11 protein-coding genes are annotated in these 13,601 nt (G+C 67.6%); all 11 read left to right on the top strand.

Annotated features, from left to right (window positions below):
• Window positions 1–5: 5 nt before the first annotated feature.
• The 11 genes from IPM84_01020 (at window position 6) to IPM84_00970 (ending at window position 13,600) form a co-directional block, all read left to right on the top strand.
• Window positions 6–1,532: a glycosyltransferase family 39 protein gene (locus tag IPM84_01020; protein MBK9091368.1), complete on the top strand. Its 1,527-nt coding sequence runs from the start codon at window positions 6–8 to the stop codon at window positions 1,530–1,532.
• Between the two features lie 910 nt (window positions 1,533–2,442).
• Window positions 2,443–3,315, top strand: a complete 873-nt coding sequence (locus IPM84_01015; protein ID MBK9091367.1) for a CpsD/CapB family tyrosine-protein kinase — start codon at window positions 2,443–2,445, stop codon at window positions 3,313–3,315.
• A 14-nt stretch (window positions 3,316–3,329) separates the two neighbouring features.
• Window positions 3,330–3,935: a hypothetical protein gene (locus IPM84_01010; GenBank protein ID MBK9091366.1), complete on the top strand. Its 606-nt coding sequence runs from the start codon at window positions 3,330–3,332 to the stop codon at window positions 3,933–3,935.
• 264 nt (window positions 3,936–4,199) lie between these two features.
• A complete protein-coding gene (locus tag IPM84_01005) occupies window positions 4,200–5,438 on the top strand; it encodes a nucleotidyltransferase family protein (protein MBK9091365.1) in 1,239 nt (412 codons plus the stop codon).
• Between the two features lie 363 nt (window positions 5,439–5,801).
• Window positions 5,802–6,113: a hypothetical protein gene (locus tag IPM84_01000; GenBank protein MBK9091364.1), complete on the top strand. Its 312-nt coding sequence runs from the start codon at window positions 5,802–5,804 to the stop codon at window positions 6,111–6,113.
• A 548-nt stretch (window positions 6,114–6,661) separates the two neighbouring features.
• Complete coding sequence (locus IPM84_00995) at window positions 6,662–7,627, top strand: hypothetical protein (protein ID MBK9091363.1); 966 nt, start codon at window positions 6,662–6,664, stop codon at window positions 7,625–7,627.
• A 254-nt stretch (window positions 7,628–7,881) separates the two neighbouring features.
• Window positions 7,882–8,163: a PqqD family protein gene (locus IPM84_00990; GenBank protein MBK9091362.1), complete on the top strand. Its 282-nt coding sequence runs from the start codon at window positions 7,882–7,884 to the stop codon at window positions 8,161–8,163.
• Window positions 8,164–8,166: 3 nt separating this feature from the next.
• Window positions 8,167–9,000 (top strand): hypothetical protein, encoded by an 834-nt coding sequence (locus tag IPM84_00985; GenBank protein MBK9091361.1) that lies wholly within the window; start codon window positions 8,167–8,169, stop codon window positions 8,998–9,000.
• Between the two features lie 43 nt (window positions 9,001–9,043).
• Window positions 9,044–9,202, top strand: coding sequence for a hypothetical protein (locus tag IPM84_00980; GenBank protein ID MBK9091360.1), 159 nt, complete (start codon window positions 9,044–9,046; stop codon window positions 9,200–9,202).
• 55 nt (window positions 9,203–9,257) lie between these two features.
• Complete coding sequence (locus IPM84_00975) at window positions 9,258–13,064, top strand: hypothetical protein (GenBank protein ID MBK9091359.1); 3,807 nt, start codon at window positions 9,258–9,260, stop codon at window positions 13,062–13,064.
• Entirely contained in the window at window positions 13,055–13,600 is a 546-nt protein-coding gene (locus tag IPM84_00970) for a hypothetical protein (GenBank protein ID MBK9091358.1), read from the top strand. Before IPM84_00975 ends, IPM84_00970 begins: the two co-directional genes overlap by 10 nt.
• The last annotated feature ends 1 nt before the right edge of the window (window position 13,601 follow it).

Raw genomic sequence — 13,601 nt, 5'->3', positions numbered from 1 at the left:
ACTCCATGACCCTCCGCGCACCACGCTCTGCCCTGCCCCTGCTCGCGTTCCTCGCCGCCTTCGCCCTCCCCCTGCTCACCCTGACGCGCTCCCTGGGCAGCGACGAGGCCAGCAGCGTCTGGTTCAGCCGCCTGCCGCCGATGACTGTGCTGCTGCGCCTGTGCGACCCGCATCCGCCCGCCTATTACCTCCTGCTGAGCGCCTGGCAGGTCGGCGGCGACGCCGAGTTCTGGCTGCGTTTCCCCAGCCTGCTCGCCAGCGTACTCAGCGTGGCCCTGCTCATCCGCCTGACGCGGGCCGCGGCCGGCGCCCGCGCCGCGGGCTGGACCGGCCTGCTCCTGGCGACCTTCCCCTTGCAGACCTGGTACGCGGGCGAGGTGCGCATGTACAGCCTGGTGCAGCTCCTGAGCCTGCTCATGGCCGCGGCCGGCTGGCGTCTCTTGCAGCGCCTGCGCCGCGGCGACGGCCAACCGCCCGGCTGGCGGGTCTGGCTGCCCTGGCTGCTGAGCGCCCTGGCCGCGCTCTTCACCGACTACGCGGCCCTGCCGGTCTGGTGGCTGCTGCAACTGGCCTGGCTGCACGCCGGCAGCCCACAGCCGCGACGCTGGTGGGCCGCCCAGGCCGGGGTCGGTCTGCCCTGGCTGGCCTGGTGGATCGCCACACCGCAGGCCGCGGCGCTGGCGACCAGCTACCACAGCGTGTTCATCGCCGTGCAGGCGCAGCGCCTCGGCCTGGCGCTGACCCCAACCCTGGCCGGCCGCCTGCTCACCGCGGCCCTGCTCGCGGCCCTGCTCCTCAGCCTGGCCGCAGCCTTCGGACTGCGCCGGAGTGCATCTCGATCCCGGAGCATAGCCCACGAAGGTGGGCTTCGCAGCCGTTGCAGCGACTTCAGTCGCCGGACCTGTCGCCTGACCTGGCTGGCCCTGCTGGCGCTCTGCCTGACCCCCGGCCTGCTCACCGTCAAGCGCCAGTTGGTGGTGCTCCTGCCGCTGATCGCCCTGGGGATGGCGGCCGCCTGGCAGCCGGTCGCCGCGCCCCGCCGCGCCTGGCCCGCGGCATGGGCGCTGCTCGGCCTGATCGTCACCCTCTGGGCGGCCGGCCAGCATCCGCACGGCGAACCCTGGCGGGAAACCGCCGCGCAGGTGGCCGCAGCCGGCCCGCCGGTGGTGTGGGTGGACGAACTGGCCGCGCCCGCGTGGGCCTATTACACCCGCCGAGCCGCCGCGGACGTGCCGGCCTGGACCCCCCTGCGGGGACGCGACCTGCCCGCGCTGCCGTCCATGCAGCCCGCGCCGGGCGCCGCGCTCTGGATCATCAGCGCGCAGAGCCGTTACCGCAACCTGGTCGCGCTGCTGCCGCTGGCCTTCGGACAGGACTATGAGCTGCAAGCCGCACAGGTGGCGTTGGGGATCGGCGAGTATCGCTATCAGCGCCGCCTGCAGCCGTTGACCGTGCCGCCAGAAACGCCCCCCCCACCCCGCGCCGCGCAATGGGGGCTGTTGTTACCGTCGCCGCTGGCAACTTGTGATTAACTGTAACTGCTCAGCCAGGCAGGCCGATTTGTTCAGGATGAACAGGATGTACAGGATTTTTGCCAACGCCCCGAACAAGTTCGGGACTCCCGGTCCACTGGCATTCTCATTCACGGTCGTTCTGCACTTTGCACTTTGCCCTTTGCACTAATCAGGAGACTCTCCCTTGCCCCATCTACGTGATTACCTCCGCACCCTGGCCGCACAGCGTTGGTTGTTGGTCGCGGCCCTGCTGGCCGGCGCGTTGCTTGGACTGGCCTGGCAGCAGCGGCAATGGCCGCGCTACCGGGCTGAGGCGACGCTGCTGCTGCAGTCCGGCGCGGGCGCGGCGCTGAGTGAGGATTACGCCATGCTGTTACAGCGCCAGCACCTGGCGGCCACCTACGCGCAACTGCTCAGCGACTGGCCGACCGCCGAGGACGCCGCGCACAGCCTGGGGCTGGCCGGCCGCGACGCCTGGGCCGATTTCGGCGTGCGCATCCGTGTGGAGCCGGTACGCGACACCTCCCTGCTGCGCCTGAGCGTGGACAGCTACGATCCCAACCTGGCCTGGGACATTGCCCGCACCCTGCCGGAGGCGTTTGCCCGATTGCAGGCGCAGGCGCAGGCGCAGCGCAGTGCGGCCCTGCAGCGCAGCTTCGACGCGCAGATGCAGGCCGCGGCCGACGATGTGGCCGCGACTCAGCGCAGCCTGGCGCAGGTCGCCCCAAGCGCCGCGGACAGCGCCGAGGCGCGGCGTCTGCAGCAGGCATTGCAGCGCGACCGGCTGACCTTCGATCTCCTGCTGCGCAGCCGGGAGCAGGCGCGGGTCGCCCTGCTGACGCCCGCCGGCCTGATGGTGATCTCCCCGCCGCGGCGGCCGCACGCGCCGCTGCCCACGCTCAGCCCGGCGCTCGCCGGCCTGATCGGCATGACCGCCGGCCTGCTCCTGGCGCTGGCCGTGGTTCTCCTGCTGCACCAACTGGATGACACCATTCGCCGGCTCGATGACCTGCAGGCCGCGTTGGATGTCCCGGCGCTGGCCGCGCTGGCCGCGCTGGATGGGGAGTCGCCCGCGCAGCGAGTGGTGATGCTTCACGCGCCGTTGTCGCCGGCCGCCGAGGGTTACCGAGTGCTGCGCACCAATCTGCAGTTCGCGACGGTCGTGCGGCCGCTGCACACCCTGCTGATCACCAGCGCGGGGCCGGCCGAAGGCAAGAGCACGACCGCGGCCAACCTGGCGCTGGCGCTGGCGCAGGCCGGGCGCCGCGTCATCCTGGTGGACGCGGACCTGCGCCGGCCCAGCCAGCATCGCCTGTTCGGCAAGCCGAACAACCTGGGCTTGAGCGCGGCCCTGCTGCATCCCACGCGGCCGCTGCCGGACTTCGTGTGCGAAAGCGGGGTCAGCGGCCTGGGTCTGCTGCTCGCCGGGCCGCTGCCGCCCAACCCGGCCGAACTGCTCGCTTCCCGGCGCATGCAGCAGATCGTCGCCGACCTGGCCGCCGCGGCCGACGTGGTGATCTTCGACACGCCGCCGACCCTGGTCGCGGCCGATGCCCTGATCCTGGCCGCGCAGATGGACGGCACGATTTTGGTCACCGATCAGGGACGCACGCGGCGGGTGCTCGCGCAGCAGGCGCTCGCGCGCCTGGTTGCGGTGCGGGCACGCCTGCTGGGCGCGGTGCTGAACCGTGACACGTCGCAGCGCGGCTATGACTCGCCAGTCTACGCGGAGGCGGCTGCGCCTGCGCTGACCTCGCCTGCGCGCCGCCGCCTGTGGTGGCGCATCAAGCCGGTCGTCTGAGGGATTGATTCATCATGAGACCTGACCTCGCCGACATGCTGCGCCGCATCGTCTGGCTGCTGCTGGTGGGCACAGCCCTCGGCGCGCTGATTTTTCTCCTCTTGCCCATGCCCGCGCCGCCGGTCTATGAACGCGGATCGGTCACGCCTCCGGTCACGGCCAGCCCCACGCCCACCATCGCCGCGCCGCTGCTGCTGGCAACACCGCTCCCCTCAGCCCCCCTGACCCCTACCCCTGGCCCCACCGCCATGATCGGCGCTGCTGGCCGCCGGCGGCCGGTCAACCAGCAGGCGCCCTACTGCTGCGCCTCCTGGGCCGCCTGGGTCAACAGCATCGAGATCACCGCAGACGGCCTGCTGCGCCTGAATATCAGCATCCACAACAACACCGCCCGGGAGGGCGTCTCCTTTGCCGCCGACCCCATGCTGCTGGATGAAAACGGCCGCGCCTATCCCCTGCGCCGTGATCTGACCATCACCTTTGGCGGCGAACACCCGGTGGCGCCAGGCAGCAGCGTCAGCGGCGCGCTCTTTTTCACCGCGCCGCCGCCCGAAGTCCAATGGGTAGATTTCCTGTACGCCGGCGGCTATCAATGGGTGCGGCGCATCGGGATACCATAATCGAATCAGCCTGCGACGACCGAGAGAGAGCGATTGAAATCGCGCCTAAAGGGCGTACCGCCGGGCGTCCACCTGCGTGGACGCAATCCGGGTCGGTCAGGCGCAGCCCCTTCGCCCCGAATTCCGGCGGAGAGAGGAGAGCGATTGAAATCGCGCCTGACGGGCGTACCGCCGGGCGTCCACCTGCGTGGACGCAATCCGGGTCGGCGCAGGCCGACCTCGCGGCGGAACGCCCCTTCGCCCCGAATTCATTCGGAGGAGAGTATGAATTTTCCTGACGAACTGCTCGATTTCTTGCGCCAGGCCCTGGCGCAGCGCCCGGCGCCGCCGCCGGCGGGCATCAGCCCGGCCGCGTGGGCGGCGTTCATCGCGGCCGCGCGCTGGCACCGCGTGGGGCCGCTGCTGCACGTGCGCCTGGCGCCAGTGGCGGCGGCGCTGCCCGCGACGCTGACCGATGCGCTGCAGGCAGAGTACCGCCAGCACGCGTTGTGGGGTGTCGCCCTGGCCACCGCGGCCGGGCAGGTGTTGAGCACGCTAACCGCGGCCGGCATCGAGCCGGCGGTGCTCAAGGGCATGGCCATGGGCGAGGTACACTATCACAACCTGGCGCTGCGGCCCACCACCGATCTTGATCTGCTGGTGCCGCACGCGGACGTGAGCAAGGTGAAGGCGGCTCTGCTGGCCCTGGGCTTCGAAGACCAGGGGCTGGCCGCGGAGGAGCAGCCGCACCTGCGCGGTGAAGTGGCGTTGCATGCGTCCCTGCTGGCCGGCGAGCTGCGTTTTGGCGTGGATGTGCATTGGCGGCTGGCGCAGCATCCGGCCGTCATGTTCCACCTGGCGGCCGAAGATTGGCTGCCGCGCAGCGTGCCCGCGCGCATTGCCGGCGTGCCGGTGCGCGTGCTCTGTCCTGCAGATGCCCTGCTCCATGCCGCCATTCATCTCTTCTGGCACCACCTGGGCACCTGGCACCTGGGCTGGCTGAGCGATGTGGACCTGCTGCTGCGCAACCACGGCGCGGCCTGGGATTGGACCGCCCTGGCTGCCCGCGCCCAGGCCCTGCGCACCCTCTTGCCGCTGCAGGCGAGCCTGCGCCTGGCGCACACCTGGTTCGACACCCCGCTGCCAGACGGCGCGCTGGCCGCGTTGGCGGCCCTGTCTCCCGCGCCTGAAGAAGCGGCCGCGTTTCGCGACCTCGACCGTCAGCGCCACAACAGCCTGGGGCTGGCGCGGGGCCGTGCGCAAGCCCTGAGCAGCCGGCCGGCGCGTCTGGCCTACTGGCGCGCCATGCTCTTCCCGCCGGCCGCGTACATGCTCCCCCGCTACCACATCCCCTGGCGCGGCCTGCTCCCCCTCTACTACCTGGGCCGCATCGTCAAAGCCGTCATCTGGACATCGTGGCAGCACGACGACCGCTTCCGGGTCGAGCAAGCGCTGCCGCCCCCCGCCATCGAGCGTAGGTCACGGATCCACACGGATCCACACGGATTCTCTCACCACGAATGACACAAAAACAAAAACCAATTCGTGAAAATTCGTGTCATTCGTGGCAGAGATCCCAGGGATTCTTTCGCCACGAATTTCACGAATTTTCACGAAACAAAAATTCGTGTCAGTTCGTGAAATTCGTGGCAAAGAACACTGCTTTTGACGCCCCCTAGTCGGTCTGCTATAATCCAGTTGAACCAACATGCGTGCTGTGATTTTGCACGCGGCGCCGCGGCCAGTGCGGAGTGCAACCCGATAGCTTCTGTGTGATCTACCTTGTTCTCGAATACAGCCATCTCGCCCCCGCACCCCCCTTCGCTCGCCCCCGGCGCACCCCGGCCTGCCGCTCGGACAAAACGTGAATTGGAAGGAGAAAGCAACATGCAACGTAAATGGATTTCCGGCCTCCTGGCCCTCGCACTCACCCTGGCGGCGCTGATTGTCATGCCCGCACCGCGGGCGAGCGCTGCCAGCGGCAGTCTCGATTTCGGTACAACGGCTGATGGCACAACAGCCACAACAGGTAACACTGGTTTGGTGTCATTGGTCGGCGGTGTTCACGATCAAGATCCCGGCAGGAAATTGGAACAGACGCGAGCTTGGCATGGCACCAACCGGCGGAAGCATCAACAGCGTCGGAGTAACATCAGCCGAATATGGAACGGCAGCCACTGTGTTTACGGTTGCATTTGAAGTTTACTTTTCGGGTGGCAGCAGTGGCACATGGTATTTCTTTGCCGGCAACGGTACTAGTTTTGCATCAGCACAATCTACTGGGTTTACCGGCAGCCACGTATTCACTGGTTTGCGGTTTGTTTACGGTGCGTCCAGTTCAATTACCACCAACGATAACGGATTTGGAACACACAGGTATATCAGGCACGCCGTTTGCTCAGGATGTCGCTATACGGTCCATCATGGCAATAACTCAGCCTTCGGTGGACTATGGGGCCGGAACAGTGGCGGCATATAAGCATGATTTGTGGGTTAACGGCGTATTGATTGGAGACGATTTGGCAAAGGCCGAACTGGCAAACGGAACAACCATCAATGCTTTCCGCTTCTACGGCGAGAGTTCCACTGGCAATGTTGCCACGATTAATCTTGATAACATCCGTTGGTGGAATCAAGCCGTACCTCCTTCGATTAGTAGTTACTCGACGGTTGCCTCGTTCCCTGCAGGAACTTACTCGGTCTTGAACATGAATAGCGGAAATGCTGTATTGGCTGGTAACGTAACAGTGAATGAACTGCTCACCCTTACCAGCGGCCGGCTCACCCTCGGCGCCAACAACCTGACCCTGGGCACGGCCGCCAGCGTATCCGGCACCCCCAGCGCCAGCAACATGGTGGTGGCCGAAGGCGCCGGTGAGATGCGTAAGCAGTTCTCGGCCACCGGTTCGTTCACCTTCCCGGTGGGCGACAACACCAGCACGGCCGAATACTCGCCGGTGACACTGGACTTCACCAGCGGCAGCTTCAGCAGCGCCTATGCGGCCGTCCGTTTGACGGATGCTAAACATGCCAGCAACACCAGTACGACCGATTACGTGACGCGCTATTGGACTGTGACCTCATCGGGCATCAGCGGTTTCTCGTGCGCGGCCTCGTTCATCTACGTGGATGCCGATATTGCCGGCACAGAGACAAACCTCTATGCAGGTAAGTACAACGGCTCCACTTGGACGCTGCTCAATGCTGTGGATGCCGGAAACAACAAATTATCGGGAACCGTCACCGGTTTCTCCGATTTCACGGGAGGCGAGCAAGCCCCCCTGGCTGCCCCCTTGGCCGACTTCAACGCCGCCGCCTTCGGCGACCACATCCTGGTCACCTGGGAAACGGTCTCGGAGATCGGCAACCTGGGCTTCAACCTCTGGCGCGGCGTCTCGCCCACCGCGCCCGATGTGCAGTTGAACGCCAGCCTGATCCCCTCGCAGGGGCCGGGCAGCAGCCAGGGCTTCAGCTACGCATGGCCCGACAGCGCCAACCTGGTCAACAACACCACCTACTACTACTGGCTGGAGGATGTGGATATCGCCGGCGTCGTCACGCGCCACGGCCCCGTCAGCGTGACCTTCAACGCACCCACCGCGGTCAGCCTGAGCGGCTTCGCGCCCGTGACCACGCTCCCTGTCGCCTGGCCGCTGGCCGCCGCCGGCCTCACCGCGCTGGCCGCCGCGGCCGTGGCCTGGCGCCGCCGCTAACGGCAATCCCCCGGCCGCAAATTGCTTGCACAGCCGCCAAACCTGTGTTACAATTTTTGCAGCAGCCGTATCTTACCAATTGATTTCTTGTACAGAAGCGAGGATTCTTTCGCCACGAATTTCACGAATTTTCACGAAACAAAAAATTCGTGTCCATTCGTGCAATTCGTGGCAGAGATCCGGATTCTCGCCATTTCACCAATTTCACGAAACAAAAGGTCCACGCTTGTCGGCTAAAAGGGGACAGTGTCACGATGATGGAAAACCTACCCCCTGGGCGGCCGGCGGCGCATCCCGACGTCGCAGCCCGCACGGTGGCGGGCGAAGCGGTGGTCCTCTCGCCCAAACAACACATGGTGCGCATGCTCAACGAGGTCGGCACCCGTATCTGGGAGCTGGCCGATGGCACCCGCACCCCGGCCGACATTGCCGCGCTGTTGACCGAGGAGTATGAGGTCGAACTGCCCGACGCCCAGACCCACACGGCGCGCTTCCTGGGCGAACTGCACGCCCGCGGCCTCCTGACCTGGGTGTGACGCGTGGTTAGCCTGACGCTGGGCCTGGCGGGGCAAGGCGTTCGCCTGGAGCTGGCCCCAACGCTGGCGCCCGTGCTCTTGCAGCAGGACCCGCTGGCGAATTTTGCGCTGGACGCGCCGCTCGCCTACACCGTGCGCCTCAGCCTGGCCGGCGGCGCCCATCCGGCCCTTGCACCTGGCGCCGAACAGGTTGTCTACGGCGCAGATGGGGTGGATTTCGAGCTGGCACAGGTGACCGGCCGGCTCGACCGCCGTCGCTGCCTGCTCGTAGCCGAAATTCGCCAGGTGGAGCAGGCGGCGTTGGGTTTGCGCCGTGTGCTGATGTACCTGGGGCAACTGATCGCGTTGGATGCGGGCGGCATCCTGCTCCGGTCCGCCGGCATCGTCCTGGATGGACGTGGCCTGGCCTGCTTCGGCCCTTCTGGCGCCGGCAAGACCACGCTGATGCACCTGGCGCTCGCTGCCCATTTACCCGTGCTGGGCGACGAAGCCGTCCTGCTCATACCACAGGGAGGTGACTGGTTCGTTCACTCATTTCCATATTGGGAACCGGGCGTGTGTCAACGCCGTACCCAGGCAAAGCCCCTGGCCGCTCCGCTGGCGGGTCTTTTACGCCTGGTACAGGCGTCCGCCCACGCCTTGCATCCCCTGTCGCCCGGGTCGCTGCTCCTGCGGCTGCTGGACACCGAAAATGTCCCGCTGACCACCGCCGCGGACAGTCAACGCTGGTTGGATGTGAGCACAGCCCTGGCCCAGGCTGTGCCAGGATACGACTTGTGGTTTCGGCCCGACCAGGGCGTGTGGCAAACCCTGCACGAACTGAACGGGCGTTATTAGGATTGTCATATTCATCGGCTAATCTCATCTTTGGAGGAGTAAAATGACTCACACAACAACATCATCACCATCGTCGCCCGCATCCGTTCTACCCGCGCCGGCCATCACCCGCCGGCGTCCCTTCCAGGCTCCGCAAATCATCCTCGAACGCGAGCTGAAGGCCCTGGCGCAGGGGCTGGGACCGTTCAGCGGCTCGCCCTGATTTTCGTTTTTCCAATCACACGATGAACCAGCGTTGGCGACTTGGGATCACAGGTTTGATTACCCTGGCCGCCTGTCTCGCGTTCAGCACCGCCCACGCGGAGGGTGAAGCGCCGGTGGTGAGCGTGCTGCAGGCCGATGCGGACGGGGTCTCTCTGCGCGTGCAAGCGCCGGCCGCCATGCCCGCACTGGTTCCCGGCGCGGCGACCTACGTCCGCCTCAGCGCGCCGCAGACCGCGCAGATGGCGCAGCCGGGCGCGCCGGCGCTGCCCTTCGTCATCGCCACGCTCGCCATCCCCGGCCAGGGCGCGGCCGCGGCCCAGGTCACCTCGGCCACATGCGCACCGGTCCCCGGCCGCTGGCGCCTGGAGCCTGCGCCGGCCTGGTCGCTGGCAGCCGGCGGCCCTGACTTCATGCAGCAGGTGGCCGAGCAGGGCTGGCAGTGGCAGCAGTCCCTCCGCGAAGACCCCGCCATCTACGACTCGCCAAGCCCCTTCCCGCCCAACCTGGTGGAACTAGGCGATCCGCAGACCATGCGGGGCGTGCGCCTGGTGCAGGTGCGCGTTTACCCCTGGCAGACCACGCCCCTCAGCGGCGCCCTGCGCTTCTGCCGCACCATCGAAATTCACGTCTCCTTCTCGCAGCCGCCTGCGGCCGCGCCCGGCCCCGCGCTGGACGCTTCCCCCTTCGACGCGCTGCTGGCGGAGCATGTCCTCAACTGGCCGGTTGCGTCCGCCTGGCCCCCGGCCCCGCCGCCCGACTCGCTCGCGCCCGCGCCCGACCTGCCCTGGCAGACCGGCGTGCGCATCACCGTGGCCGCGGCCGGGCTGCAGCGCCTCACCTACGCCGACCTGGCCGGCCTCAGTGTGCCTGTAGGCGCGCTCGACCCCGCCACGCTGCGCATCTTCTACCGGGACCAGGAGATTGCCATCCAGGTCGCCGGCGGGGATGACGGCGGGTTCGACCCCGGTGACGAGGTTCGCTTCTACGCCCCGCCGCAGCGCAGCCGCTACGGCCTTGTCTCCATCTACTGGCTCTACTGGGGCGGCGCTTCTGGCCTGCGCATGGGCCTGCGCAACGCCGCGCCGTCGGGCAGCACGCCTGAAACCACCACCTTCACGCGCACCCTGCGCCTGGAACAGCAGACCGTCTACCTGGGCACGGCCTTCGTGGACAAGGACGAGGATCACTGGTTCTACGACGATGTCTTTGTCTATCCCGGCCACACCACCGATATCGGCTCGTATCCCTTCAGCGCGCCTGGGTCCGCCAACGTGCCGGGGGTGACGGTCACCGGCCGGGTGTGGGGCGGCCAGACCGAGGGTCTGCCCGATCACTGGTGGATGCGCCTGTGGCTGAACGGCCAGCCCTTCGACAGCAGCGGTTACGCCTGGAACGGCTACGGCCCGGCTACAATCTACACCGCCAGCGTCACCTTCCCGGCCGCGGTTGTCTCCACCACCAACACCATCACGCTCGAAGCGTCGCTGGCGCAGGTTTCGGGCCTGAGCGCCTACTGGATCAACCCGGACTGGTTCGACGTGACTTACCGCGCGCTGCTGCGCGCCACGGCCGATCGCCTCGACATTCAGCAGGCCCTGCCAGGGCTGCAGACCTTCGTGGCCGGCGGCTTCAGCAGCCCCGCGGTGCTGGCCTACGATGTCAGCGACCCCTGGCACCCCGTGCGCCTGGACGGCCTGGTCAGCAGCCAGCAGGACACTGAGTTCACGCAGCGCTTCGAGGCCGAGGGCGTGCATTTCCTGCTCAGCGAGAGCGCCGCGCTCCTGGCCCCGCAGTCCCTGGCCCTGGTGACGACCCCTGACCTGCGCAGCGCCAGCCTCGGCGCCGACTATCTGATGATCGGCCCGGCCGATTTCCTGGCCGCGGCCCAACCGCTGCTCAATGTCCACAGCGCCGAAGGGCTGCGCGTGCTGACGGTGGACATTCAGGACATCTTCGATCAGTTTGCCGGCGGGCACCGTGAACCGCAGGCCATCCGCGATTTTCTGACCTACGCCTACTTCTTCTGGCAGCGCCCCGCGCCCACCTATGTCGCCCTGCTGGGCGACGGTCAATACGACTTCCGCAACGACACCGGCCGCAATCTTCCCAACCCGGTCCCGCCCTACCTGGAGCCGATTGATCCCTACATCATCGAAACGGTCACCGACAACGCGCTGGTGAGCGTCAGCGGCCCGGGTGACATCCTGCCCGACATGGCGATTGGCCGCCTGCCTGCCAACTCCGTGCAGGAAGTGCAGGACATGGTGGCGAAAATCCTGGCCTACCAGGCCGCGCCGGCCGGCAACTGGCAGCGTGAAATCGCCTACGTGGCCGACAACCAGCCCGATCCGGGCGGCGGCGGCAACTTCCATAACATTTCCAACGAAATTCGCTTCAACTGGCTGACCGCCGACATGACCGCGCAGCCCATCTACACCCTCGCGCCGGGCTATCCCAACTACACGGCCGTGCGCGCCGCCAACCTGGCTGCGCTGGGCGACGGTCAAATGGTGATGCACTGGTTCGGTCACGGCTCGAAGTTCCGCTGGGGCTACAGCGGCACCCCGCGACCCCTGGGCGTTCTCGATCAAAGCGCCTTGCCCGTGCGCGCCGACCTGCCGCTCTTCCTGGAATGGGGCTGCTGGACCGGCTACTTCATCCTGATCGAGCCGCCCACCAGCGCCTGGCCCAACTACTCCTTTGGCGAGATGCTGATGCGAACCCCCGGCAAGGGCGGCATCGCCGATGTGTCGGCCACCGGCGCGCACACCGCGCCGCCCCTGCAAATCATGGCGCACGGCATGCACCAGGCCCTCTTCACCCAGCGCCTGACCCGCGTCGGCGTCGCGTACACCGCCATGAAGCTCTTCTTCTTCGCCAACGCCGGTTACGCCCTCGACGTGCTTGACACCACGGTCCTCTTTGGCGATCCGGCCATGCTGCTGCGCCTGCCGCAGGGCGATCTCTCCACCTCCAGCGCACAGGTCAGCGCGCCGCAGATCACGCCGGGCCAGGGCCTGACGCTGACAGTCACGCTGACCAACAGCAGCATGTTCACCCTGACCAACCCCCGCGTGGCCGCCGCCTACCCGCAAGACCTGATGACGGTTCTGGATGCCAACGGCGGCGCGGTGGGCAGCGGGTTGATCGCCTGGACGCTATCGAACCTGGCGCCCGGGGCCAGCCGCAGCATCAGCGCCGGGTTGGCGGCCGCCGCGGTCATCACCCCCGGTCTCTATCTGTTGAATTTCCCGGTAGCCGTCGGCAGCAGCATGGCGCCTACGGTCACGCTGGCGGCCGCCAGTTCGCTGCTGGCCACGGCCGATCTCACGCCCTCGGTCCTCGCGGCCGACCGCGCCTGGGCCGCGCCCGGCCAGGCGGTCACCTACACCCTGGTCATCAGCAACGCCGGCAACATGGCCTCCCCGCAGACCTGGCTCACCGCCACGCTGCCCGCCAGCCTGACCGCGCCGCTCTGGCTGACCGCCACCGCGCCCGCCGTGCTCTACGATGGCGCCAGCCGCCAGGTGCGCTGGCAGGGGCCGGCCGCGCCCGCCAGCCCGGTCACCGTTTCGTTCAGCAGCACCATTTCCCCCACCCTCACCGCCTGCGGAAGCGTCAGCCTGCCCGCGGACCTGACCGATGCCTGGGGCAGCACCCTGACGCGCACCGTCGCGGTCAACCTGGCCGTGCCCGATGTCAACTGCAACGGCCTCGTCAACGTGGTGGATGTGCAGTCGGTGGCGGTGCGCTGGGGCGCCGTGGTGGGCGATCCGCTCTACGCGCCGCAGGTTGACCTGGACGCGAACGGTGTCATTGACACGCTCGATGTCGTGCGTGTGGCGGCGGCATGGCAGTAGACCGAGCGGCGGCGCCGGCGCGGCGCGCCGCCTGGGGCCTGGCCGCCGGCTGGGCCGGTCTGATCGCCTGGGCCGTGTGGCAAACGGCGCAGGCCTGGCGCCATTTTCCTTCGCTGCTGCAGGACCAGGGCTGGTACCTGTTGGTCAGCCTGCGTGTGAGCCAGGGCGACATCCTCTACCGCGACGTGGCCTGGGAGTACGGGCCGCTGCCGGTGCAACTGCTGGCCGCGCTCTGGCGCCGCTTCGGCCCGGATGCGGCCCTGGCCTCGCTGCTCAACGGCCTGCTGCTGCTGGCCGGCGTCTGGCTCAGCTACCTCCTGGCCCGCGCCCTGCTGACCCCGGCCACGGCCCTGCTGCTGACCGGGTATATGGCCGTGGTCGGCGTTTACGTGGGCGGCGACCTGGCCCGCCTGCACCTTTACATCTACACGCCGGCCATCGCCTGGGGATCGGTGCTGGGTCTGGCGAGCCTGGCCGCCATGCTGGCCTGGCAGCGCGATCAACGCCCGCGCTGGCTCTGCTGGCCGGCCTCCTGAC

Origin of the sequence: Candidatus Amarolinea dominans (genome assembly GCA_016719785.1) — a bacterium.
GTDB classification, from domain to species: domain Bacteria; phylum Chloroflexota; class Anaerolineae; order SSC4; family Amarolineaceae; genus Amarolinea; species Amarolinea dominans.
This window is presented reverse-complemented; position numbering and strand designations above follow the sequence as displayed.